Source organism: Caulobacter sp. GW821-FHT12D05 (assembly GCF_058807295.1).
Genome location: NZ_JBXAQO010000001.1, coordinates 1,380,389 through 1,405,063, shown reverse-complemented (window position 1 = coordinate 1,405,063; position 24,675 = coordinate 1,380,389). Strand labels below are relative to the sequence as shown.

At 68.8% G+C, this 24,675-nt stretch carries 19 protein-coding genes; 12 read left to right on the top strand and 7 right to left on the bottom strand.

Annotation, left to right across the window (positions count from 1 at the left end):
* The first annotated feature begins 40 nt into the window (after positions 1–40).
* The 5 genes from guaB to AC1RRR_RS06015 all read left to right on the top strand — a co-directional run bounded on the left by guaB (position 41) and on the right by AC1RRR_RS06015 (position 7,111).
* Positions 41–1,504, top strand: a complete 1,464-nt coding sequence (guaB, locus tag AC1RRR_RS06035; RefSeq protein WP_492811353.1) for an IMP dehydrogenase — start codon at positions 41–43, stop codon at positions 1,502–1,504.
* Between the two features lie 3 nt (positions 1,505–1,507).
* Complete coding sequence (locus AC1RRR_RS06030) at positions 1,508–1,903, top strand: MAPEG family protein (RefSeq protein ID WP_492811352.1); 396 nt, start codon at positions 1,508–1,510, stop codon at positions 1,901–1,903.
* Complete coding sequence (locus tag AC1RRR_RS06025) at positions 1,903–3,180, top strand: RsmB/NOP family class I SAM-dependent RNA methyltransferase (RefSeq protein WP_492811350.1); 1,278 nt, start codon at positions 1,903–1,905, stop codon at positions 3,178–3,180. The genes AC1RRR_RS06030 and AC1RRR_RS06025 overlap by 1 nt, the downstream gene beginning before the upstream one ends.
* A gap of 31 nt (positions 3,181–3,211) precedes the next feature.
* Positions 3,212–4,771 (top strand): glutamine-hydrolyzing GMP synthase, encoded by a 1,560-nt coding sequence (gene guaA, locus AC1RRR_RS06020; protein WP_492811348.1) that lies wholly within the window; start codon positions 3,212–3,214, stop codon positions 4,769–4,771.
* 150 nt (positions 4,772–4,921) lie between these two features.
* Positions 4,922–7,111, top strand: coding sequence for a TonB-dependent receptor (locus tag AC1RRR_RS06015; RefSeq protein ID WP_492811346.1), 2,190 nt, complete (start codon positions 4,922–4,924; stop codon positions 7,109–7,111).
* Between the two features lie 45 nt (positions 7,112–7,156).
* Here the strand turns inward: AC1RRR_RS06015 and AC1RRR_RS06010 are convergent, their stop codons facing one another.
* Positions 7,157–7,945 carry an MlaA family lipoprotein gene (locus AC1RRR_RS06010; RefSeq protein ID WP_492811345.1) on the bottom strand — a complete coding sequence of 263 codons (789 nt, stop codon included), beginning with the start codon at positions 7,943–7,945 and terminating at the stop codon, positions 7,157–7,159.
* A gap of 246 nt (positions 7,946–8,191) precedes the next feature.
* Between AC1RRR_RS06010 and AC1RRR_RS06005 the strand changes: the two genes are divergently transcribed.
* A complete protein-coding gene (locus AC1RRR_RS06005; protein ID WP_492811343.1) occupies positions 8,192–9,133 on the top strand; it encodes a purple acid phosphatase family protein in 942 nt (313 codons plus the stop codon).
* Here the strand turns inward: AC1RRR_RS06005 and AC1RRR_RS06000 are convergent.
* From AC1RRR_RS06000 to AC1RRR_RS05980, 5 genes are all read right to left on the bottom strand, one after another.
* Positions 9,130–11,559 carry a TonB-dependent receptor gene (locus AC1RRR_RS06000; protein ID WP_492811341.1) on the bottom strand — a complete coding sequence of 810 codons (2,430 nt, stop codon included), beginning with the start codon at positions 11,557–11,559 and terminating at the stop codon, positions 9,130–9,132. The genes AC1RRR_RS06005 and AC1RRR_RS06000 overlap by 4 nt on opposite strands.
* Positions 11,560–11,561: 2 nt before the next feature.
* The gene (locus AC1RRR_RS05995) at positions 11,562–12,551 is read right to left on the bottom strand and encodes a FecR family protein (RefSeq protein ID WP_492811339.1); all 990 of its coding nucleotides are present in this window, start codon (positions 12,549–12,551) and stop codon (positions 11,562–11,564) included.
* Positions 12,552–12,666: 115 nt separating this feature from the next.
* Positions 12,667–13,194: an RNA polymerase sigma factor gene (locus AC1RRR_RS05990; RefSeq protein ID WP_492811338.1), complete on the bottom strand. Its 528-nt coding sequence runs from the start codon at positions 13,192–13,194 to the stop codon at positions 12,667–12,669.
* Between the two features lie 170 nt (positions 13,195–13,364).
* Positions 13,365–14,561, bottom strand: a complete 1,197-nt coding sequence (locus AC1RRR_RS05985; RefSeq protein WP_492811337.1) for an LptF/LptG family permease — start codon at positions 14,559–14,561, stop codon at positions 13,365–13,367.
* A 16-nt stretch (positions 14,562–14,577) separates the two neighbouring features.
* On the bottom strand, positions 14,578–15,828 hold the full coding sequence (locus tag AC1RRR_RS05980) for a glycosyltransferase family 4 protein (RefSeq protein WP_492811335.1): 1,251 nt from the start codon (positions 15,826–15,828) through the stop codon (positions 14,578–14,580).
* A 149-nt stretch (positions 15,829–15,977) separates the two neighbouring features.
* Here AC1RRR_RS05980 and AC1RRR_RS05975 point away from each other — a divergent pair, with 149 nt between their 5' ends.
* Genes AC1RRR_RS05975 through AC1RRR_RS05950 form a run of 6 tightly spaced genes read left to right on the top strand, consistent with a single transcriptional unit; the run spans position 15,978 to position 22,563 of the window.
* Positions 15,978–17,144: a glycosyltransferase gene (locus tag AC1RRR_RS05975; protein ID WP_492811333.1), complete on the top strand. Its 1,167-nt coding sequence runs from the start codon at positions 15,978–15,980 to the stop codon at positions 17,142–17,144.
* Complete coding sequence (locus tag AC1RRR_RS05970; protein ID WP_492811331.1) at positions 17,144–18,070, top strand: hypothetical protein; 927 nt, start codon at positions 17,144–17,146, stop codon at positions 18,068–18,070. Before AC1RRR_RS05975 ends, AC1RRR_RS05970 begins: the two co-directional genes overlap by 1 nt.
* The gene (locus AC1RRR_RS05965) at positions 18,063–18,956 is read left to right on the top strand and encodes a glucosamine inositolphosphorylceramide transferase family protein (RefSeq protein ID WP_492811329.1); all 894 of its coding nucleotides are present in this window, start codon (positions 18,063–18,065) and stop codon (positions 18,954–18,956) included. Before AC1RRR_RS05970 ends, AC1RRR_RS05965 begins: the two co-directional genes overlap by 8 nt.
* Before the next feature lie 40 nt (positions 18,957–18,996).
* Positions 18,997–20,202: a CDP-glycerol glycerophosphotransferase family protein gene (locus AC1RRR_RS05960; RefSeq protein ID WP_492811327.1), complete on the top strand. Its 1,206-nt coding sequence runs from the start codon at positions 18,997–18,999 to the stop codon at positions 20,200–20,202.
* Positions 20,195–21,361 (top strand): glycosyltransferase family 4 protein, encoded by a 1,167-nt coding sequence (locus AC1RRR_RS05955; protein ID WP_492811325.1) that lies wholly within the window; start codon positions 20,195–20,197, stop codon positions 21,359–21,361. The genes AC1RRR_RS05960 and AC1RRR_RS05955 overlap by 8 nt, the downstream gene beginning before the upstream one ends.
* A complete protein-coding gene (locus AC1RRR_RS05950) occupies positions 21,349–22,563 on the top strand; it encodes a glycosyltransferase (RefSeq protein WP_492811776.1) in 1,215 nt (404 codons plus the stop codon). Before AC1RRR_RS05955 ends, AC1RRR_RS05950 begins: the two co-directional genes overlap by 13 nt.
* On the opposite strand, the gene AC1RRR_RS05945 is transcribed toward AC1RRR_RS05950, so the two are convergent.
* The gene (locus AC1RRR_RS05945) at positions 22,455–24,593 is read right to left on the bottom strand and encodes a TonB-dependent receptor domain-containing protein (RefSeq protein WP_492811323.1); all 2,139 of its coding nucleotides are present in this window, start codon (positions 24,591–24,593) and stop codon (positions 22,455–22,457) included. The genes AC1RRR_RS05950 and AC1RRR_RS05945 overlap by 109 nt on opposite strands.
* Between the last annotated feature and the right edge of the window lie 82 nt (positions 24,594–24,675).

Here is a 24,675-nt window from a genome sequence, read left to right as displayed (position 1 = left end):
GGCCTCGCGGCTACATACGCGCCGCAAAATGGAGACTCCGATGGAGATTCGCGAAGGGCTTACCTTCGACGACGTTTTGCTCGAACCCGGCCCGTCCGACGTCATGCCTACCCAGGTGACGACCGAGACCCGGTTCACGCGTGAAATCAGTCTGAACATTCCGCTCGTGTCCGCCGCCATGGACACGGTGACCGAAAGCCGCCTGGCCATTGCGATGGCCCAAGCCGGCGGCCTGGGCATCCTGCACCGCAACCTCACCAACGAGGAGCAGGCCGACCAGGTGCGCGAGGTCAAGCGCTACGAAAGCGGCATGGTCATCAATCCGCTGACCATCCATCCCGACACCACCCTGGCCGAGATCCGCGAGATCACGGCGCGTCGCAAGATCTCGGGCTTCCCGGTGGTCGAGCGCGGCAGCGGCAAGCTGGTCGGCATCGTCACCAATCGCGACATGCGCTTCGAGGGCGACGCCAACGTCCCGGCCTCGGCGATCATGACCCGCGAGAACCTGATCACCGTCAACGAGGGCGTCGACCAGGCCGAAGCCCGCGAACTGCTGCGCAAGCACAAGATCGAACGCCTGATCGTGGTCGACGAGGGCTATCACGCCGTCGGCCTGATCACGGTGAAGGACATCGAGAAGGCCCAGGCTCACCCCCTGGCCGCCAAGGACGACAAGGGCCGCCTGCTGGTCGGCGCGGCCTCGACCGTCGGCGACGCCGGCTTCGAGCGCTCGATGGGCCTGGTGGACGCCGGCGTCGACGTCGTCGTCATCGACACCGCCCACGGTCACTCCAGCCAGGTCGCTCAAGCGGTTTCGCGCCTGAAGCGCGAAGCCAACCGCGTCCAGATCGTCGCCGGCAACATCGCCACCTACGACGCCGCCCGCGCCCTGATCGACGCCGGCGCCGATGCGGTGAAGGTGGGCATCGGCCCGGGATCGATCTGCACCACCCGCATCGTCGCGGGCGTGGGCGTGCCGCAGCTGACCGCGATCATGGAAGCCGTGCGCGCCGGTCGTGAGAGCAACACCCCGATCATCGCCGACGGCGGCATCAAGTACTCGGGCGACCTGGCCAAGGCCATCGCGGCCGGGGCCTCGACCGCCATGATGGGCTCGATGTTCGCCGGCACCGAAGAGGCGCCGGGCGAGGTGTTCCTGTACCAGGGCCGCTCGTACAAGAGCTATCGCGGCATGGGCTCGGTGGGCGCCATGGCCCGCGGCTCGGCCGACCGCTACTTCCAGAAGGAAGTGACGGACAACTTCAAGCTCGTGCCGGAAGGCATCGAGGGCCAAACCCCGTTCAAGGGCCCGATCTCGCCGGTGCTGCACCAGCTGGTCGGCGGCCTGCGGGCGGCCATGGGCTATGTCGGCGCGCCGACCATCGCCGAGCTGCAAAAGCGCGCCAAGTTCGTGCGCATCACGGGCGCGGGCCTGCGGGAAAGCCACGTCCACGACGTGATGATCACGCGCGAAGCCCCGAACTATCCGAGCGCGGTCTAGGCGATGCGGATGGCCTTCGAGCTGCAGATGCTGGCGGTGGCGGTCCTGATCGGGATCGTCCACCTGTTGTGGGCGGCCGCGGCCGCCCAGCCTCAGCGCGGCTTGAAGTGGAATACGGGTCCCCGCGACGAGCCGGTCGTGCTGACCGGCGTCGCGGGGCGCCTGGAACGCGCCTTCGCCAACTTCCGTGAGACGTTCGCGTTCTTCGCGGTGCTGGTGATCGTGGACTATCTGGGCGGTCGTCTGGGCGACCTGACCGCCTACGGCGCGGTGGCCTATGTGGCCGCGCGCGCCGTCTATATTCCGCTCTATGCGTTCGGCGTGCCTTATGTACGCAGCCTGGCCTGGGTCGCTTCGATGGTCGGGATCTTGATGTTGCTCGCGGCCCTGGTGGTCTGATGCGAGACGGCGGACGGGTTTCAGCAGCGATCGAGGTTTTGACCGAGATCGAGACGCGGCATTTTCCCTCGAAGATGGCTCTGAAGCGCTGGGGCGAGACCGCGCGCTACGCCGGCTCCAAGGACCGCGCCTTCGTCTCGGGCCTGGTGCTGGACGCCCTGCGTCGCAAGCGCTCGCTGGGCTGGATGATGGGCGATACGAGCGCGCGCGGCGTGATGCTGGGCGTCCTGGCCTTCGTCTGGACGTGGACGCCCGAGCGGATCGCCGAAGCGGCCGCCGAAGAGCACGGCTTCGGCGCTCTGACCGACGGCGAGCGCGAACGCCTGGCCAATCCCGTCGCGCTGGACGGCGCGCCGGCCCCGGTGGCCGGCGACTATCCCGACTGGCTGGAAGAGCGGCTGGTTCGCACTTTCGGCGCCGACCAGGCCGTCGAGATGCGGGCGCTGTCGGAGCGCGCGCCGGTCGACCTGCGCATCAACACCCTGAAGACCGACGCCGAGCGCGGCGCAAAAGCGGTCGCGCTGATCGGCGCCGTCCCGGCCGGTGTCCTGCCCACCGCTTTCCGCATCCCCGCGCCCGAGGCCGCCGACCGCACGCCGTCGGTGGAAGCCGTGCCGGCCTTCTCCAAGGGCTGGTTCGAGGTTCAGGACCTGGGCTCGCAGATCGCCGCCGCCGTGGCCGGCGAGGTGAAGGGCAAGCAGGTGCTGGACTTCTGCGCCGGCGGGGGCGGCAAGACGCTCGCCTTGGCCGCCGCCATGGGCAACACCGGCCAGATCTTCGCCCACGACAGCGACGCCCGCCGCCTGGCCGACACCATCCGTCGCGGCCAGAGGGCAGGGGTCCGCAACCTGCAGATCCGCTCGCCGATCGAGGCCACGCCGCTGAAGGGCCTGGAAGGCAAGATCGACGTCGTCTTCGTCGACGCCCCCTGCACCGGCGCCGGCACCTGGCGACGCCACCCGGACGCCAAGTGGCGTCTGTCGCCCGATCAGCTGGCCAAGCGCCAGATCGAGCAGGACTCGGTCCTGGAGGACGCCTCGACCTTCGTGAAGGCCGGCGGCCGCATGGTCTATGTCACCTGCTCGCTGCTGACCGACGAGAACGAGGACCGTGTCGCCGGCTTTCTCGAGCGCCACCCCGAATTCACCGTGAAGCCGATCGCCCTCGAAGGCGTCGAGCACGTCACGCCCGAAGGCTATCTGCGCCTGACCCCTTACCGCGCTGGCACCGACGGCTTCTTCGCCGCCGTGCTGGAGCGATCCTCGTACACGCCCTGACCTTGACCGCTAGACCGCTGGAGATTTGCCGATGACCACCGAACCCAACCACCAGCGCGTCCTGATCGTCGATTTTGGCAGCCAAGTGACCCAGCTGATCGCCCGCCGGGTGCGTGAGGCCGGCGTCTATTGCGAGATCCATCCGTTCGACAAGGCTGAAGAGCTGGTCGACAGCTACAAGCCCTCGGCCATCATCCTGTCGGGCGGCCCGGCCAGCGTGCTGGAAGACGACAGCCCCCGCATCGGCCGCAAGCTGTTCGACCTGGGCCTGCCGCTGCTGGCCATCTGCTACGGCCAGCAGCTGCTGTGCGACGTGCTGGGCGGCAAGGTCGAAGGCGGCCACGCCGGCGAGTTCGGCCGCGCCGAACTGACGGTCGGCAAGGTCAGCCCGCTGTTCCAAGGCCTGGCCGGCGTCGGCGAGCTGGAAACCGTCTGGATGAGCCACGGCGACCGCGTCACCGCCATCCCGGAAGGCTTCGAGGTCATCGGCACGTCGAACGGCGCGCCGTTCGCCGCCATCGCCAATGACGCCAAGCAGATCTACGCCCTCCAGTTCCACCCGGAGGTCTATCACACGGTCAACGGCGCCAAGATTTACAAGAACTTCCTGGCCCTGGCCGGCCTGACGGGCGACTGGACCATGGCGGCCTTCCGCCAGGAGATGGTCCAGAAGATCCGCGACCAGGTGGGGACCGGCAAGGTGATCTGCGGCCTGTCGGGCGGCGTCGACAGCTCGGTGGCCGCCGTCCTGATCCACGAGGCGATCGGCGACCAGCTGACCTGCGTGTTCGTCGACACCGGTCTGCTGCGCAAGAACGAAGCCGACCAGGTCGTGACCCTGTTCCGCGACCACTACAACATCCCGCTGGTCCATGTGGACGCCGGCGACCTGTTCCTGGGCGAGCTGGCCGGCGTCAGCGACCCGGAAACCAAGCGCAAGACCATCGGCCGCCTGTTTATCGAGGTCTTCGACAAGGAAGCCGCCAAGATCGACGGCGCGCAGTTCCTGGCCCAGGGCACGCTCTATCCCGACGTCGTCGAGAGCGTCTCGGCCCGCGGTGGTCCTTCGGCGGTGATCAAGAGCCACCACAATGTCGGCGGCCTGCCGGACTACATGAAGCTGAAGCTGGTCGAGCCGCTGCGCGAACTCTTCAAGGACGAGGTCCGCGCCCTGGGCGTCGAGCTGGGCCTGGCCCCGGCCTTCGTCGGCCGCCATCCGTTCCCCGGCCCGGGCCTGGCCATCCGCATCCCCGGCGAGATCACGCCCGAGAAGGTCAAGGTCCTGCAGGACGCCGACGCCATCTATCTGGAAGAGATCCGCAACGCCGGCCTCTACGACCAGATCTGGCAGGCCTTCGCCGTGCTGCTGCCGGTCAAGACCGTCGGCGTCATGGGCGACGCCCGCACCTACGAGAACGTCCTGGCCCTGCGCGCGGTCACCTCGACCGACGGCATGACCGCCGACTTCTTCGAATTCCCCTGGTCTATCCTGGGCAAGACCGCCACGCGCATCATCAACGAAGTACGCGGCGTGAACCGGGTCGTCTACGACGTGACCAGCAAGCCGCCCGGCACGATCGAGTGGGAGTGAGGGATCGCGGAAATTACAGGCTTATTTCCGCTGCTATACAAATTCCCAAGCTTTGAAATTTTCGGCTGAGCCGGCCCGGACCTGGCGCTATACGGCGCGAATGAAAATCGTTCGCACTTAAGCGAGCTTCAGGTCCGGGATTTCAATCACATGTCGATCAACCGCGTGTTCCGCGGCGCGCCGTCGCGCGCCCTGCTTCTGGCCTCGACGGCGGCCCTTCTGGCCACGCCGGTTCTGGCGCAGACCGCCAACGAGGTGAGCGGCGTCACGATCACGGGCCAGACGTCCTACAAGACGGGCGCCATCACCTCGGCCACCAAGACGCCGACGGCGCTGATCGACGTGCCCCAGGCGGTCAACGTCGTCTCGGTCAAGCAGATCGAGGACCAGGCCGCCAACGGCATTGGTGACGCCGTCCGCTACGTGCCGGGCGTCTTTTCCTCGCAGGGCGAGAACAACCGCGACACCCTGAGCTTCCGTGGCAACTTGACGACCGCCAGCTTCTTCGTCGACGGCGTGCGCGACGACACCCAGAGCTATCGCGACCTCTACAACATCGAGCGCCTAGAGGTCTTCAAGGGCCCTAACGCCATGATCTTCGGTCGCGGCATCACCGGGGGCCTGATCAACCGCGTGACCAAGGTCGCCGACGGCCAGCAGCATCTGGGTGCGCGCGTGGAGGTCGGCAGCTACGATCACTATCGCGGCCAGGTCGATCTGGGCGCGCCGGTCAGTGAGACGATCTCGCTGCGCGCGGCGGGCGTCTGGCAGGACAGCCAGAGCTTCCGTGACGGGGTCTACAACAAGCGCTGGGGCTTCAACCCGACCGCCACCTTCAAGCTCGATCCGGACACCACCCTGTCGATCGGCTACGAGCGCTTCCACGACAAGCGCATCGGCGATCGCGGCGTGTCATCCTATCAGGGCAAGCCGCTGGAGACGCCACGCAGCCAGTTCGTCGGCGACCCGGCCCAGAGCCCGAACTGGATCGACTCCAACGCCGGCACGGTCTTCGTCGAGCACCGGTTCAGCGACACGATGTCGATCCGAAACCGCACGCGCTACGCCTACTACGACCGCTTCTACCAGAACGTCTTCCCGGGCGCGGTGAACACCACGGCCCAGACCAACCCGGCGGGCCTGGCCGCGGGCGTCTATGCGCCTGGCTCGATCGTGGCCATCAGCGCCTACAACAACGGCGCCAAGCGTCGGAACCTGATCAACCAGACCGACTTCAACGCCAAGGTCCAGACGGGCGGGATCGAACACACCCTGCTGGTCGGCGCCGAGTTTGGCCGTCAGACCACCAGCAACCTGCGCACCGAAGGCTTCTTCCCCACGGCGACCAGCGCCAGCGGCGTGCAGACGATCTTCGTGCCCGTGTCCGCCTCGCGGATCAGCCGTCCGGACATCCAATGGCGTGAAGCCGCCACCAGCGGCCATAACTTCAGCGTCGCCAAGCTGGCGGCCGGCTACGTCCAGGACCAGATCGAGCTGTCGCCGGCGCTGCAGATCGTCGCCGGCGTGCGCTACGAGCACTACCAGACCGACGTCACCAACCGGAACCCGTTCCTGGCCGCCGGCACGCAGCGCGACTTCAGCGCCACCGACAATCTGTGGTCGCCGCGGGTAGGGGCGATCTACAAGCCGGCCGCCAACACCTCGATCTACGCCTCGTATTCGAAGAGCTACCTGCCACGCGGCGGCGACCAGCTGTCGGCGCTCAGCCTCTCCAACCAGAGCCTGGATCCGGAAAAGTACGAGAACTACGAGCTGGGCGCGAAGTGGGACATCCTGCCGACCTTCAACCTGGCCGCCGCGATCTTCCAGCTGGACCGCGACAACGTGCTGGCGTTGAGCGACCCGAACAACGCCGCCTCGCCGACCATCCCGATCGGTCGTCAGCGGTCCAAGGGCGTCGAGCTGAGCGCCCAGGGCGAGATCACCCGCCAGCTCAGCATCGTGGCCTCCTACACCTATACCGACGCCAAGTTCCTGGACTCGCAGTCGGCGACGGTGCGGGCCGGCAACCGCGTCAACCACGTGCCCAAGTCGTCGGGCGCGGTGTGGCTGCGTTATGACCCGACCAAGACCTTCGGCGGCGCCATCGGCGTGACCAGCATGGGCAAGCGGTTCGCCGCGACCGACAACACCGTCTCGCTGGCTGGCTACACTCGCGTGGACGGGGCGCTCTACTACCGGGTCAACAAGACCTACGATCTGCAGCTGAATGTCGAGAACCTGCTCGACAAGCGCTACTTCCAGTACGCCGACAGCAACAACAACATCTCGCCGGCCTCGGGGCGGGCGGCGAAGGTGAGCCTGAACGCCCGCTTCTGACGGCGACGCGGCGCGGGTTCGGCCCGCGCCGCGCCTGGGGGGATGTCAGAAATCGGGCAGGGTTTCGGCCTCTCCCGTCGCTTCATGGACGATCGTGTCCCGATGCTGGAGGTAGGCCGACCGCATGCTGGCGTAAGGATCGGTAGCGTCGTCCAGCGCGCGAAGGCCCCCATCGAGTTTGACGCGGGTGTTCAACCGGCTCGCGTTCTGACGGACCGTGCCAAACGTTGTCCCGTGGCCGCCGCCGATCCGGGTGACGGGGTCGGCTGCGCCATCGACCAGCCGGCCGACGGCGTCGCGAACGGTCAAGGGACCCAGCAATGGAACATAGAGATAGGCGCCTGGACCGACGCCATATCGGCCGAGCGTCTGGCCAAAGTCGCTACGGTGATGGGCGATGCCCATCTTGCCGGCGACGTCGAACAGCCCAAGCAATCCGGCCGAGGAATTGATCACGAAGCGCGACGTCGCTGTCTCGGCGCGCCGGGCATGGCCTTGGGCCAAATCGTTGAGGACCGTCCGGGGTTCGCCGAGATTGGTGATGACCGCATCGACCCTGGCTCGCGCGGAGGCGGGCGCGACGGCCACATAGGCGTGGGCGACGGGCCCCAGGACCGCGTGGTCCAGGGCCATGCCAAGGCCGAAGCTCACGCGATTGAGGCGCTGGAGAGGGTCTTTGACGGGTGTCTGGAGCGTGGCCAGCTCGGCGGCCAGCGGATCGGGCTCGATGGCCTGGGCCGCGGCGCCTGTCGCAATCGCACAGCTTAGAAGCAGGCCGGTCCAACTGCGGCGGAAGGCCCAGTGTGCGAGACGGCGTTCCTTACGGACGGGCAAACAAGACGATCTCATGGGCGATCCTGCTGTGGATGACGTCGATGTCGCCAATGACGCCATGGGCAGACCCACCTCTCACGATATCGCCGATGTCCCCGAGAGCCGCCGTCCCGTGTGGACATCGCCGAGACCGGCTGATCATCTGTGTGCGGATGCTCCCGCCGCCAAATCGATGAGAGGCCCGCGCGACGACGGCGTCCTTGAACGCACGGGCCATCGGGGCCTGGATCCTTCCGGAGGCCCTGAGTGTCCCAATCGTCCCTGGACCGTCGCGCGCTTCTGGCCGGCCTTGCCGCCAGCGCGGCGTGGACCGCGCCGGCCGCCGCCGAGGATCAGGCGATCAGCTTCGTGGCGCTGGGCGACTGGGGCCGTCGCGGTAAGCGCTCCCAGCGCCAGGTCGCCCGGGCCATGGGCGCGGCGGCGCAGGATCTGGCCAGCCGCTTCGTGCTGGCGGCCGGCGACAACTTCTATCCGGCGGGCGTCACCTCGGTGGACGATCCCCATTGGCGCGAGTCCTTCGAGGCGGTCTACGACGCTCCGGCCTTGCAGACCCCGTGGTACGCCGCGCTCGGCAATCACGATTATCGCGGGGTCGCCCAGGCTCAGATCGACTACACCGCACTCAGCCATCGCTGGCGCATGCCCAGCCGCTATTTCAAGATCGGCGGCGAGGCGCTGGGCTCGAGCCTGCTCGATCTTTTCGTGATCGACACCGCCCCGCTGGTCGACCACAGCAACTACGACGAGATGCTCCAGCAGATGGCGCGCGGCCATCGCGAGCGCTACGACGGCGCCGAGCAGATCGTTTGGCTGGAGCAGGCGCTGAAAGCTTCGCGCGCGCCGTGGAAGATCGTGATGGGCCATCACCCCGTCTATTCGGGCGGCCACGGCGACAGTCCCGAGCTCGTGGAAAAGGTCGCGCCGCTGCTCGAGGCCCATGGCGTCCAGGTCTATGTCAACGGCCACGACCACAGCCTGCAGCACATTCGCCGGGGAAGCGTCGACTATGTCTGTACCGGATCCGGCGCGGACGCCCTGGACAAGGTCGAGGCGGTGACGGGCACGCGGTTTCATCTGTCGCGACCCGGCTTCGCGGCCTTCAGGCTGGAGGCCGAAGCGCTGGACATCGAGTTCTGCGACCTCGAAGGTCAGTCGGTTTATAAGACGCGGTTGCCGCGCCGCGCTTAGAAGCGGGCGGTCAGGCGCACGCTCAGGGTGCGGGGACGCGGCGGCGTGACGATCTGGTCGCGGGTGATCAGGAAAGGATTGCCGAACGAGAAGCTGTTGGCGTGGCTGTTCAGGGGATTGTCCAACGTCGCCGCCAGGGTCCAGCCTGGCGTCGTCAGGCTGGCGACGCCGCGCAGGCCCAGATACTCGCCCATCTCGTGGGCCGTGTCGGCCTCGAAGGTCAGATAGGAGCCGCCGACATAGGTGGCTTGGCCCTGAAGCCTCAGCGTCGGGCCGCGCGCCAGATCCCGGTGATAGTCGAAGCCTAGGCTGGCCGAAGCCCTCGCCACGCCGGGAAGACTGACGTCCTTCTTCGTGCTGAAGGCCGGGTTGAGCTTGGTGACTTCCGGGTCGTTGAGCAGCGCCGCGGCGCGCAGGTCCAGCCGCTCGCTGACCCGGAAGGCGGCCTCGGCTTCGACGCCCCAGTTGTCGCCATTGCCGATATTGGCGGTGTAGGCCGCGCCGTCGGCCATGTACTGGTCGCTCTGCACCGACTCCCAGGCTGCGTAGAACACCGCCGCGCGCCCCTGCAAACGGTCATCGAAGGCGCGTAGCTTGACGCCCAGCTCGTAGTTCCACAGCTCGTCGGCCTTGTAGCGGCGAGGCGGGGTCAAGGGAGCGTCGAAGACCTGGCCGATGCGGCCGGCGGTATTGAAGCCGCCCGGCCGGTAGCCCTCGGCGGCCTGGGCGTAGACCAGCAGGCCCGGCCGGGCGTCGTAGCTGACCAGCACCTTGGGCGAGAAGCCGGCGGCGTCGGCCGCCTGGTCTGTCTGGCGCTGGCCCGCCGACTGGGTGACCAGGGAGGTCGTGTCGAACTTGAAATCGAACCAGCGTATGCCCGCTGTCGCCGACAGGCGCGGGGTCGCATCGAACGTCGCTTCGCCGTAGAGCGCGACTTCCCGGATCTCGTCGCGTCGCCGCTCGGCATAGGCGGCCGTGGAGCCGGCGGGGAGGGCGTGCAGGCTGGTTTTCAGGCGGATCGACCCCGTCGAGGCGAAGGCGCCAACCAGGCCGTGCAGGCGACGTTCGCCCGGCGTGGCGTAGGTGACTTCCGCCACGGTCAGGTCGATGCCCTTGTCCTCGTCGAACGCCGCTGGCGCGCCGGACAGGCCGTAGAGCGTCGAGACCGAGGTGGCGTCGTAGCGGCTGTCGAAGTGGTGCGACAGCTGCGAGACCGAGCCCGTCATGCGCCCCCAGCCGCCTTCGCCGGTCAGGGTCAGGGAGAGGTGATCGAAGTCGTTGTCGTGCGGTTCGCGCACGACCGTGTCGCGGACCTTGGGGCCCAGCCGCCGCAGGCCGTACTGGGTGTCGTGATTGTCGATCCACTGCTGGGTGACGCCCAGCGTCAGGGTCCAGCCTGGCGTCAGGGCCGCGCGCAGGCTGGCGCGAACGCCCGCGCGCTCGGATCCGTTGACGCGGCGCAAGTCCAGGGCGCGATTGGCGATGTAGCCGTCCTGGGTCTCGAGATAGGCCACGGCCCGCAACGCCACGCGACCGTGGATGAGCGGCAGGTTGGCCATCGCCTCCAGCTCGTCGCTGCGACCGCCGCCCTGGGTCCAGCCCAGGCCGGCCAGAACGCTGGCCTGGTAGCGATCCAGGTCGGGCTTGCGGGTGGCGATCCGCATCACCCCGCCCAGCGAGCCGCCGCCATAGAGCGTGCCTTGCGGGCCGCGCATGATCTCCACCCGCTCGACATCGGCCAGCCGCAGGTCCGGATCGGGCGCGCTATAGGTGATCGGCACGTCGTCGAGATAGAGCGCCACCATCGACTGGGTCTGGCCGGTGAAGGCGCCGTCCGACAGGCCGCGCAGCAGCACCTTGTCGCGGCCAGGGCCCAGATTGGTCACGGTCATCCCCGCGATCTGGCCGGTCAGGTCATAGAGGCTGGCCACCGCCTCGCGCTCGATCGCGCCGCCCGAGACCACCGAGATGGCGTAGGGCGTGCGGCCTGGCAGGTTGGGATAGCGCTGAGCCGTGATCACTACCTCGCCCAGGCCCAGCGGCGTGACCGCCGGTATGGGCTTGGCTGGCCGCGGCGCGGCGGCCAGGCGATGGATGATCACCGTGCGCGGATCGGGCTGGCTGTAGCTGCAGCCGCTACCGGCCAACAGGCGGTCGAGCGCGGCCGAGGCCGAGAGGCGCCCGGCCAGGGCCGGGGACTGGCCTCGGCAGGCGTCCAGGTCGCCGCCCAGCGACAACTCGGCCTGCAGGGCGAAATCGATCAGGGCCGCGTGGACCGGCTTGGCGGCGATCTGCAGGCGCACGACGGGAGATTGGCGGCCGGCCAGCAGGCGCGGTGCGGCCTCGGCCGAGCCGGCGAGGCCCGTCAGGCCAACGCCCAGGGCCGCGGCCCACAGGCGGCCGCCGCGGTCGGTTCTGCCCCCCACGGTCAGCGGCGCGCCGACTTGGCCTTGAGGATGACCCCAGTGGGCGTCGCCTCGGCGACAATAGGCGCGAACAGTTCCAGGCGCCGGATCATGGCGGCCTCCTCGTCGACGAGCAGCACGCCCGACACTGTCACCGAGGCGGCGTTGGGATCAACGCGGATCGGTGTCGCGACATAGCGATTGAGGTCGGCGACGACCTGGGTCAGCGGCGTCTTGTCGTAGATCAGCTTGCCGGACTTCCAGGCAAAGGCGGCGTCGGGTTGGACTGCGGTGACCTTGGCGGCCGCGCCTGGCGTCTTGGCCAGCTGCTGGCCGCGGACCAGGCGCACGGCGCCTTCCGGGCCGCCCGAGACCGACACCAGGCCGCGGCGCACCGAGACGGCGAGGTCTCCGGCGTGGTTGAGGATGTTGAATTCCGTGCCCAGAACCCGCACCTGCCGGTCGCCCACGGCTACCGCGAAGGGGCGTTCCTCCAGGTGGGCGACGTCGAAGCTGGCCTCGCCATCGACCAGGGTCACGTCGCGCTGCCGGGCGCCAAGGCTGACTCGCAGGGTGGTGCTGGCGCCCAGGGTCAGTCGCGAGCCGTCGGCCAGGGTGATCTCGCGCGTCTCGCCGCGCCCGGTCGAATAGTCGGTGAAGGTGGGCTGGGTGAAACGCGGAACGGCGACCAGACCCACGATGGCCGCGGCCGCCGCGACGCCGAGCCCGATCAGTAGACCGCGCCGAGGCGCTCCGGTGGGCCGGCGCAGGGGCGTGACATTGGCCGCCAGCGGCGCGGCGACGACCGGATCGGGCGCGGTGTCATTGGCGGGCAGGTCGTCGAGGTCGAGCCACACCGCCTCGACCGCCTCATAGGCGGCCGCGTGCGCGGGGTCGGTTTCCAGCCAGACCTGGAACGCCGTCCAGTCCTCCAGGGCACGATCGCCCTGCAGCCTGGCGAACCAGTCGGCGGCCGCCTGCTGGATCGGATCGTGGTCGACGGACTTCGTCATCGGCGGTTCGCGCTTCCTTCGCGCCAGGTCTGCAACGGGCGTCGTCCCATTGACGTCACGCCGCCGCAACCGTCTCTCCACATCCCGGTAAGGTGAGGCCAATAGGTCACAGTCGTCATCGGCCCACCCGCTTGACCAGATGGCTCAGGGCCAGGCTGACGTGTTTTTCGACGGCGCTGCGCGAGATGCTCATCCGCTCGGCGGTCTCCGCGTGGGTCAGGCCCTCGAACTTGTGCAGGCGGAAGACGCGCTGGGTCAGCGGCGCCAGGGTCTCCAGCGCCTTCGACAGCTTCTCCAGCCGCTGGCGGGCGATCACCGCGCTTTCGGCGTCCGGGGTGTCGGCGATGTCGAGCACGCCGACCGTGGCATGGTTCGTCCGGCGCCATTCCGTGTCGCGCGCGCCGGCCCGCTTGGCCTGGCGCAGCCGGTCCAGCATCAGGTTCGAGGCGAGGCGGTAGAGATAGGCCTGCGGGTTTTCGATCGGCTCTTCGGTGACCGCCTGGACCTTGAGGTAGAGCTCCTGGACGAGGTCCTCGACCTCGCCACGACCGCCCAGCCGCGCCAGGAAGAACCGGCGCATGTCCTCGCGTCGCTGCAGATAGACGGCCGCCAGCGGCGAAAGATCGGCGGGGGCGTCTTTCATCGCGCGCGGGCGCCGCAACGGTATGGGAGCAAGATCGGAATCTGGCTGTCGGCGTTGGTCTGCATCGCCAGGCGTTCGGGCCGCTGAAGGAGTCGCTGGTACCCCAAGAGACATGGCTTGGTGGCGCTGCGAAGGCAAGCCGTCCGAAAAGCGGTGAAGGCTGGCGGCGGTCACGGCAACGCCGCCCGGCGCGCGCCGAGCGCCTGGGCGATGGCGGTGAACAGCGTGGCGATGCGCTCGGTCACCCAGCTGACGGGGTTTTGGCCAGGGCGCTTGCGGCTGGCGACCCAGGTGGCGATGCAGATCGTGGCGAAGACGGCGGCCGGCAGGCCGACCGTGAGGGCCGCCGGCAACCCGACGCTCGTGGCCATGGCCTCGCCCAGGATCATGGAGGTCTCGAACAGGAAGAGCAGGATCCCGCCGGTCGCCATCGCCGAGCCCGACCCCGCCCGCTTGGCGCTGAGACCGAAGGGCACGGCCAGCAGCGGCAGCAGGGGCAGGATCAGGGCGCGCGACATGCGGGCGTACAAGTCGGCGAGCAGTGTCTGCCGGGGCAGGGCTGGCTGGGCCTTGCCGAAACCTCGCTGCGCCAACTCGATCAGCGTCAGCTCGCTGACGTCGTCGCCCCGGACGCGGAACAGCTTGCCGGACAACGACAGCGGCACGTCGAACGAGAAGCTCGCGAAGTCGGTGACATAGACCTGGGCGTCGGGCGTCGTGCTCACCTGCCGGCCGTCGTGCAGGTCCAGCGTGACGCTTTGGTCGCCAGCGTCCTTGCGCAGGACCGCCGAGATCGCCGTCAGGACGTCTTCCCGTCCGTCAGGTTCGATCCTGCGGATGAAGACGCGTTCCAGGCGCCGCCCAGTGGCGTCGGTGCGATCGGCGGTCAGGAAGAGGGGGCCCGTGGAGAGCAGGGCCTTGGGACGGACGTCGCCGTTCCATCCGGCCTTCTCGGCCGCGTGCAGCACCGCATGGTAGGCATAGCGGCTGTAGGGCTGGACGAAGCCAAACAGCAGCACGCTGAACATCATCAGCGCGATGCCCAGGCCCACGAACGGGGCGGCGAAGCGGCCCAGCGACATGCCGCTAGCCAGGATCGCGTCGATCTCCGAGCTCTTGTTGAGGCCATTGACGACCACGAAGAGGCCAATGAAGAAGCCGCCGGGCAGGGTCAGACCGACATAGTGGGGGACCAGATTGACCAGCAACTCGCTCAGATATTTGAAGCCGTCGGTCGTCTGGGACAGCAGCTGGAAGGAGCGCATAATGCGCTCCATCAGGAACGCCACCATCGTGCTGATCAGCACCGCGGTCATCGGCGTCAGGGCCCGCCTCAGGAGATAGCGGTCTAGCGTCTTGAGGATCATGAGCGCGCGGGAGCCTTCAGAGCGCCGCCAGGCCGGCGGCCTGCGGATCGGCCATCGCGCCGTGACGGCGGGCGGCGATCCTCGGCGCGGTCACGGCCGTCCGCGCGCCCAGGGCCTCGGCATAGACCTCGACCACCTCGTCGAGGATCTCCGACCAGCGATAGACGGCGCTGCGTTCCAGCGCCTCGGCGCCCAGGCGTTGGCGGGTTTCGGGGGCGCGGATCAGTTCGCTGACCGCCTCGCCATAGGCGGCGGGCTGGTCGACGCAGAGCCGGGCGTTGCGGCCGTGCCGCAGCAGGGCGCGGGTGTTGGGCGCGTCGGCGCAGACCATGGCCAGGCCGCAGGCCATGGCTTCGAGATTGACGTTGCCGAAGGTCTCTGTGGTGCTGGGATTGAGGAAGATGTCACCGCTGGCCAGGGCCGTGGCCAGGGCTTCACCCGACAGGAAGCCGGCGAACACCGCGCCCGGCAGCCGCTCTTCGAACCAGGCGCGAGCCGGGCCGTCGCCGATGACCAGCACCTGCGGCTTGTGGCCAGCCGCCTCGACCAGGCGGATGGCCTGGGCGAAGGCCGCCAGGCCCTTCTCCATGACGATCCGGCCCAGGAACACGATCACCGGACGGTCGGGATCGAAGCCCTGGCTCAGCCGCCAGGCCTGGCTGCGCCGCGCGGGATTGAAGAGATCGGGATCGACGCCGCGCGCCCAGGTCCGCACCTGCGTGGCGGGGTTCTCGGCGCGAAGCTCGTCGCCGATCGCCTCGGTCGGCGCCAGGACGTAGTCGCAGGCGCCGTAGAACTTCCAGAGCTGGCGGCGCACCAGCGGCCGCAGGCGGCCAAGGCCGTAGTAGTCGAGATAGGTGTCGAACAGGGTGTGCAGGCTGGCGACGACCGGGACCTTCAGCGCGCGGGCGAACTTCAGCGCCGCCGAGCCCAGAAGGTCGGGGGCCGAAAGGTGAATGAGGTCCGGCTTGAAGGCCTCGACGTCGCGGCGCAGGAAGCCGGGCAGGCCCAGCGCCAGGCGGTAGTCGCCCCGAAACGGGATTTTCACCGACGGCACGGAGACGAGCTCGCCGGCCGGTTCGAAGGCGGGATCGGGGCTGGTCGGGGAATAGACCCGCACCTGCGCCCCGATCGTGCTCTCCAGGTGGCGGACCAACCGGTTCAGTGACTTGTTGGCCCCGTCCAGGGTGTAGTTGTAGTTCCCCGAGAACAACGCGATCCGCAACGGGCGCGCACCATGGATGTGCGTCTGCGCCTTGATGTCCATGCTGGTCTTTCCACGTGTACGCCCCGGTCCCAGCCGACCAAGACGGCGCGGTTGCCCCACCCCCACACGGAATTTCGAAAATCGGTGAGACCCGCGTCGGCGCGCGTCGTCGTTGGCCCAGGGCGACGGGGCCTATTCGGAAAAACATGATGCGGGTTGTGGATGTCGCCGAGTTCTATTCGCCCACCGGCGGGGGCGTGCGAACCTATATCGACCGCAAGTTCGAGGCGGCCGCCCAGCTGGGCCACGAACTCTTCGTCATCGCGCCGGGGCCGACCGACGGCTTCGAGCCCCGCGCGGCGGGCGGCGTGATCCAGGTTCGCGCGCCCCGGCTGCCGTTCGACGCCAACTACCACATGTTCTGGGACGCGGCGCCGGTCCACCGCACGCTCGACTTCCTGACTCCGGACCTGGTCGAGGCCTCGTCGCCCTGGCGGGGCGCCGGGATCGTCGCCAGCTGGGAGGGGCGGGCCCCGCGGGCCATGTTCATGCACGCCGACCCGGTGGCGTCCTATCCCCAGCGATGGCTGGCGCCCGTCGCCACGCCCCAGCGGATCGACCAGCTCTTCGGATGGTTCTGGAGCTATCTGCGCCGGCTGGCCGGCGGCTTCGGCTCCGTCGTCGCGGGCGGGCCCTGGCTCGCCGACCGGCTGACGGGGCAGGGTGTAGGCGCGGTGGCCAGCGTGCCGCTGGGCATCGACCGTAGCGCCTTCTCGCCGGGCAAGCGCGACACGGGGTTGCGATCGCGCCTGCTGGCAGACTGCGCCTGCCCGGACGACGCAAAGCTCGTTCTCGGCGTCGGACGCTTCCATCCGGAAAAGCGCTGGCCGATGGTCATCGAGGCGACGATGCGCGCCCGCGCCGATGCGCCGATCGGTCTGGTCCTGATCGGTGACGGGATCGATCGTGTCCGGGTGGCCCGCGCCGCGGCCGGCAATCCCCATGTGCGCATCCTGCCGCCGATCCGCGACCGCGGCCTGCTGGCGGCCCACCTGGCCAGCGCCGACATCCTCGTGCACGGCTGCGAGTCCGAGACCTTCGGCCTGATCCCGGCCGAGGCCATGGCCAGCGGTCTGCCGGTCGTCGGGCCCGATCGCGGCGGCTTCGCGCATCTGGCGCAGCCGGCGACGTCGGAAATCTATCGCGCCGGCGACACCGGGTCCGCCACGGCCGCCATCCGCCGCCTGCTGGCGCGCGATCCTGGCCTGCTGAGGGCCGCCGCCATCGACGTGGCCGCCAAGGTCCGCCGCGACATCGACCACTTCGCCGACCTCTTCGATCACTACGGGGCGGTCGCGGCCGGGGCGCGGGCGTGATGCGTAGGGTGAAGACCTCGCGCTCATGGGCCTGGCTGGGCGGCGTCCTGTCGGTCGGGTTGGTCGGCGCTATCGTGCTGCAGCTGGGCGGGGCCAGCGGCGATGTGGTGAAGACGGTCCGCCAGCTGCCGCTCGTCGTCTGGCCAGCCTTCCTGCTGCTCTATCTGACACAGACGCTCTTCGACTACGCGATCTTCCGGCGGCTCTGGACTTTGCCCCTGGCCGGCCTCGAGGCGCTGTTGCGCAAGAACGTCATCAACGAGGTCGTGCTCGGCTACAGCGGCGAGGCCTTCCTATACGTCTGGGCGCGGCGGGTGTCCGGGGCCGTGGCCGCGCCTTTCGCCGCGATCAAGGACGCCAACATCGTCTCGGCCCTGATGGGCAATCTCCTGACCCTGGTCCTCGTGGTGGTCAGCGCCACGCAGCTGCAGGACCTGGATTTCGCCCGCCGGCTCGGGCCGGCCCTGTGGTCGGGCCTCATTCCGGTGGCGATATCGCTCGGCGTCCTGGCCTTCGGGCGCAGGGTATTTTCGCTGCGTCCGAGGCAGCTCGTCTATGTCGCCGCGGTCTGCGGCCTGCGTCTTGCGGCCTGGACCGGGCTGACAGTGCTGGTCTGGAGCCTGGCGTTGCCGGAGGTCGCGCCGGGCCTGTGGGTCGTCCTCCTGACGATGAGGCTGCTGGTGTCGCGGATCCCGCTGATCTCGAACAAGGACCTGGTGTTCGGGGGGCTGATGCTGCTGCTGCTCGGCGCACACTCGGCCGTCGCCGTGCTGCTGGCGGCGCTGGCGGTCATGACGCTGGGTCTGCACCTGGCCGTCATCGTCGGGCTCGGCCTGGCCGATCTGGCGCGCGGCCTGCGGCGCGCGGCGGCATGGCCAGGGCCGGCGGGCCAGGCCGTCGTCGAAGCAGGCGGCCTCCGTGACTAGCTGGGGCCTGAAGATCCCGGGGCGGGACATCTGGCGCGTGGGCCTGGTCGAGGCGCCCATCGCCGACGTCGCTCGGCGCGGCTTTCCGGCGGACGCGCGCGTTCACTGGCTTCCCGAGGAGGGCGGGCGGAAGTTCCTGGCCGATCCTTTCGGGGTCTGGCGCGACGGACGCCTGCACCTCTTCGTCGAAGCCTATGACTACCGGACCCGGCACGGCGTCATCGAGGTGATCGAGCTGGACGCCGGCTTCGCGCCCGTGCGGCGGTCGGTGGTGCTGCGCGAGCCCTGGCATCTGTCCTATCCGCAGGTCTTCGAGGCCGAGGGCGAGATCTGGATGCTGCCGGAGGCCTACAAGTCCGGCGTGCTGACGCTTTATCGCGCGGCGGCGTTCCCAGATGTCTGGGAGCCGGTGGTTCGGCTGGAGCTCGATACTCCGGCCATCGACGCCACCCCGTTCCGCCACGACGGCCTGTGGTGGCTGGCCTATTCGCCGACCGGACCGCAGCGCTGGAAGCAGGGGCGGCTTCATTTCGCCTTCGCCGAGCGCCTGACCGGACCCTGGCGCACGCACCCGGGCAATCCGGTCCGCAACGACCTCTCTTCCAGCCGGCCGGGCGGCACGGCGTGGGTCGAGCATGGTCTGCCGCGGCTGCCGATGCAGGACTGCACGCGCACCTATGGCGGGGGCATCCGCCTGCTCACCATCCTCAGGCTGGACACCACGCACTTCGAGGCCGAGGCAGCGGCTCCTCTGAGCTTGCCGCCCGGGGCGGGCGCCTATTCGCAAGGTCTGCACACCCTTTCGGCCTGCGGTCCGGTCACCTTGTTCGACGTCAAGCGCATCGACCGCTCGCTGCGGGCGCCGCGCCGCGAGGAGGCAGCGTAAAATCGGTGAGAGGGTCGAAAGCCCATGGCGTCGTTTGGCCATGCGCATCGGCTTTCTTTTCAATCACGACCAGATCCACCAGGTGGCCCACAGCCTGCCCATCGCCCTGGCGCTGGCGCGCGCCGACCTTGGCCTGGAGATCGTGGTGGCGACCACCAACCGGCGGATGACCGCCGAGGTGGTCCGCCTGGGCGGTGGGCTGATCGGCCACGGCGTCGACCTAGTCGAGCTTGGCCTGACGCGGAGGACCTCGCAGGTCGTGGCCGCCGCCGCCCAGGCGGTGCTGCCGGCCGCCAAGCTCCTGGTCTACGGCGACAATCTCGACTTCTTCCGCGGGCTGGACATGCTGGTGGTGGCCGAGAAAGCCTCGCTGATCCTCAAGACCCGCTACGGTCTCGACCACCTGAAGATCATCCATACCCGGCATGGCGCCGGCGACCGCGCCATCGGCTTCGACAAGGCCAGCGCCGGCTTCGACCACGTGCTGGTCTCCGGCCGCAAGATCCGCGACCGCCTGGTCGGCGAGGCCGGGGTCGATCCGGACAGGATCTCGGTCGTCGGGTATCCGAAGTTCGACCTGCTGGCGCGGGGCCGGCCCACCCATCCGCTGCTCGACGACGGCCGGCCGGTGGTGCTCTACAATCCTCACGTCTCGCCGCACCTGTCGTCCTGGTACGAGGCGGGCCGGCAGGTCCTGGACTGGTTCGCCGCGCGCGACGACTACCACCTGATCTTCGCGCCGCACGTCATGCTGTTCGAGCGGCCGTTCGTCGTTACCATCGACAAGCTGAGGCTCGACCGGGCTGGCCGGATCGAGGAGCGCTATCTGCGCGCGCCCAACATCCACATCGACCTGGGCAGCCGCGCCTCGACCACCATGGCCTATACCCAGCGGGCCGACATCTATCTCGGCGACGTCTCCAGCCAGGTCTACGAGTTCCTGCTGCGGCCCCGGCCGTGCGTCTTCCTCAACACCCATCGCCAGGCTTGGTGGGACGATCCCAACTACGGCCACTGGCGGGCCGGGCCGGTGATCGAGACGCCCGACCAGCTGGGCGCGGCCCTCGACTCGGCGCGAGCCGAACACGAGGCGCGCTGGCGGCCGGCGCAGAAGGCGATGTTCGCCGAGAGCTTCGACCTGACCGAGGAGCCTTCGGCCGTCCGCGCCGCGCGAGCCGTGGCGCGCCTGGCCGGCCTGGACTGGTCGGCGGCGGCTCTTGCCGAACCGGAGCGAGCCCATGGCTGAACTGCGCATCGCCTATGTGATCAATTCGGTCGAGGGCGGCGGCGCGGCCCTGCCGGTCCCGGCCGTGGCGCGGGCCCTGATCGCCCAGGGCGCGCGCCTGGAGGTCTTCGCCCTGACCCGTCGTGACGGCCGGGCGGTGGCGGCCATGGAGGCCGCGGGCCTGACCGTCCACGTCCGGCCGGGCGGCGAGAAGGATCATCGCAAGACCCTGGCCTGGCTGGACGCGCGCCTGAGCGACTGGCGGCCCGACGTGATCTGGACGTCTCTGACCCGGGCGACTCTGCTGGGTCAGATCGTCGGCGAGCGCCTTGGCGTGCCGGTGGTCAGCTGGCAGCACGCCGCGCGCCTGAAGCTGGCCAACCTTCTGCTGCTGCGCCTGCGCCAGGCGCGCTCGCGGCTGTGGATCGGCGACTCCCACAGCGTCACCGACCTGACCGCCGAGCGGCTGGAAGTCCCGCCATCACGTCTGGTCGCCTGGCCGCTGTTCGCTGCCAATCCTGACATATACCGGGCCTATCCTTGGCGACCTGGGCAGACTCTGGAACTGGGGTCTTTGGGGCGACTGCATCCGGTGAAGGGCTACGACATCCTGATCGAGGCGCTGCTGCGGCTCCAGACGCAGGGCTGCTGCTTTCCGGCCGCGATCCGCGTGCGGATCGCTGGCGAGGGCAGGGCGCGCGCGGCCCTGGAGGAGCGCGCCGAGCGCCATGGCCTGACCTTCATCGAGTTCACGGGCTTCAACGACCGGCCCCTGGAATTCCTGGCCGACCTGCATCTCTACCTGCAGCCGTCACGGTCCGAGGGCCTGTGCATCGCCGCCCACGAGGCCATGCAGGCCGGGCTTCCCGTCATCGCCTCCAGCGTCGGCGAGCTGCCCTACAGCATCGAGAACGGCGTGACCGGCCTGACCGTGCCGCCCGGAGATCCCTGGGCGCTGGCCGAGGCGCTGGGACGTCTGCTGTCGCGGCCCGAGCGCTTGGCCCAGATGGGCGCGGCCGCCCGGACGCGTGTGCTCGAGCGTTTCGGTCAGGAGGCGTTCGATCGCACAGGCGCGGCGATCTACCGGCGGCTGCCGGGTTTCGTCGCCGAGACGGGCCGGGCGCCAGGCCGCACGCCGAGGCGATGGCATGATGCAGGGGGCAGTCCCTGCGCGTCCTGACCTTCCTGCACAGTTTCGAGCCCGGCGGCGTCGAGCGGATCGCTTTGCGGTTGGTGCGACAGTGGCGCGCCCTGGGCGTCGATGCGCCCCTGTTTTTGGGCCGAACCGATGGCGACATGCGTGAGGATGTCGGTGCAGGCCTGGACTTCATCCTGCCGCCCAAGGGCGGTTCGAGCCTGGCGAAGATCGAGATGCTCTGGATGATCTGGGTGCTGCCCAAGATCGTGCGCCAGGTTCGGCCCGACGTCCTGTTCTGCGCCGGCAACACCTATGCCGTCGTGGCGGTGGCGCTCAAATTTTGGCTCGGACGCGATTGCCCGCCCATTCTGCTGAAGGTCAGCAACGACCTGGATCGTCGCGACAAACCAGGGTGGTTTCGATTCTTCTACCGCCGGTGGCTCAGGGCCCAGGGCCGCCATCTGGATCATTTCATCGGCATGGAGACGCCGATGATCGACGAGATCCGCGAAGGCCTCGGCATATCGGCGGACCGGATCACGATCATCCCGGACCCCGCCTTGTCCAGGCCGCTGATCGAAAGACTGCGGGCCGCGAAAAGCTCCGGTCGGTGCGAAGACGCGGGCCGGCGGTTCGTCTGTGTGGGCCGGCTGACGCCGCAGAAGAATGTCGCCCTGATGCTGCGTGCGTTCGGATGCGGCGCTCGCGAGGGCGATACGTTGACGGTGATCGGGGATGGCCCGGAACGCGCGAAACTCGAAGCCCTCACGCGGGATCTCGGGCTTGAGGAGCAGGTGATGTTCCGGGGCTATGTTCCTGAGCCGGCAAACCTTTTGCCCGAGTTCGACGTCCTGCTGCTCTCCTCGAACTATGAGGGTGTGCCCGCCGTCATCCTCGAAGCGCTGGCCGCCGGACTCCCCATCGTCGCCACCGATTGCAGCCGCAGCATGCCGACCCTGCTGGGCCACGGCGCCATGGGCCAGCTTGTCCCGGTCGGCGACGAGAAGGCGTTGGCCGAAGCGATCACAAAGGCCCGGCCGTCTTCCCAGGACGAGCACCTGAGCCTCGCTCAAGCTCAGCGCTTCACGATCGAGGACGCCTCCGAGGCCTATCTCAGGGTCATGGCGCGGCTTTGTCAGGGAGCCCCGTATTCGAAGCCGGGGTCCTTGGCCTTGCCGCCGGCTCCGAACTTCCAGGACAGGCTGACGAATGCCGTGCGGCCCAGCTGGCGGCGTTCGAACTGATCGCTGAGAGCCGGGGTGTCGATCACCGTGCGGTCACGCTGCTTGTTGAACAGGTCCGACACCGTGAACACGGCCGACAGGTCGCTGGTCAGCTTGCGCCGGTAGCCCAGGTTGACGCTGCTGCTGGGCAGGCGATGGCCCTGGGCCGTCAGGCGCTTGCCGCTGTAGCTGGCGCTGACCTGGACGAAATCCTTGGGCGAGAGGGCGTAGTCGACGCTGGCCTTGCCGGTGTAGCCGACCGCCGAACGTTTGCCCGCGAAGCCGAGATTGGCCGCGTCGATCTGGTTGTAGAAGACGTTGCTGCTGAGGTTGTAGCTCAGCGCGCCAGCCAGCTTGCCGCTGGCCGACAGTTCCACGCCGCCGGAGGTGCTCTTGCCCAGGTTCTCCTTGGTGGTCAGCAGCACGGTCGGGCTGATGTAGCGGCTGACCTCGGTCATGCCGTTCAGGCTACGGCGGGCATAGGCCGTGGCCGCCAGGGTCGCGCCGTGTGTCCGCGTTTCGTAGCCGATCTCGAACGCGTGGGTCTCTTGCGGCATCAGGTTCGGATTGCCGGCCCGGGCGCTGAAGGCATCGATGACCACGAAATAGGGGTTGAGGTCCTCGGGCTCGGGACGCGCCACCCGCTTGCTGTAGCTGAGCCGCAGCTTGCGGTCCTCGCCCAGGTCCCGCTCCAGGTGCAGGGTTGGATAGGCGCGGAAGTAGTCGGTGCTGTTCTTCAGAGCGCTGGTGAGCTGATTGGTGTCGATCAGCGTCTCTTCCAGCCGCAGGCCCGCGAGCAGGGTCCAGTCGCCGAGCGGCCGTTCGTAGGTTCCGTAGAGGGCGTGGACGGTGCGCTTGTAGAGGAAGCGGTTGGTTTGGGACGGATCGACGACGTGCAGGTCGCCGACGATCGTGCCGCCGTAGTTGTCGTAGTCGTCATCGTCGCGCTGCAGATCGTAGCCGAGCTTCAACTTGGCCTTGCCGGGCAGGGCGCCGGCATATTCGGCAGACAGCTCGCGGGTGATCTCGTTGGCGCGGGGGATCAGCTCTTCTCGGAGGTCCGCGCCGGAGGGGCTGCGGAAGCGGCTGACATAGGCGCGACGGCGGTCTTCCTTGGTCTGGCCGCGCTGCAGGTCCAGCGTGAACTCGCCGTCATTGGCCAGGGTGCGGCGATAGCCCGCCGAGATCTGGGTGCTGGTCTCGTGGCCGCGTCCAGAACCCAGCCGGTCGTAGTCCTTCAGCACCGTTCCGCCGGGATCTGCCGCCCGGTTGCGCTCGCCGATCGTCAGGGTCTCGGCGCGGCGGTTGTAGCTGACCGCGCCGTTGATCCGGCTCCTGGCGTCGAGGTCGTAATCGAAGCCGACCGAGGCGATCTTGGAGTCCCGCTGCTGGGTGCTGACCACGGTCTGGTCGCTGGCCGCGACCCCGCCGGCGACGGCGTCGCGGCGCAGGCGGTGGTCGGTCGTCGTGCGCTTGCGGGTCTCGTGGCGCAGCGAAGCCGAGCCGAAGAGGTTCAGGGCGCCGGACTTATAAGCGGCTGTGGCCCCCAGATTGTAGCGCCCTTCGGTCCCGAGGCTGGCCTGGGCCGTGCCCGAGCGGCCGGGGCGGCGGTTCTTCTTGGTGACGATGTTGATGATGCCGGACGAGCCGTCCGGCTTGAACTGGGCCGAGGGGTTGGTGATCACCTCGATGGACTCGATGGTGTCGGCCGGCATCTGCTGCAGGATCGCCCCGCGATTGGCCGCCGACATCATGGTCGAGGGCTTGCCGTCGATCAGCACCTGGACATTGCTGTCGCCGCGCAGGGAGAGGTTGCCCAGCACGTCGACCTCGACGGACGGCAGGTTGCGCAGCACGTCGCCGACCGAGCCGGCGGTCGCCTGCAGATCGTGCGCCACCGAATAGGTCCGCCGGTCGATGGAGGTCGCCTCCGCCGGCTTCTGGGCGGTGATCACAACGCCGGAGACTGACGGAGCCTGCGCTTGCTGGGCCAGGGCCACAGCGCCAGGCGCGCAACCGGCCGCCAGGGCCGCCATCAAGGTCTTCCGCATGGTGTCGTCCCGCCCAGCCTAACTGTGGCGGGTATCGGCGGTGACGTCTTCGCGGCCCATGTCGGTCAGATTGATAATTCCC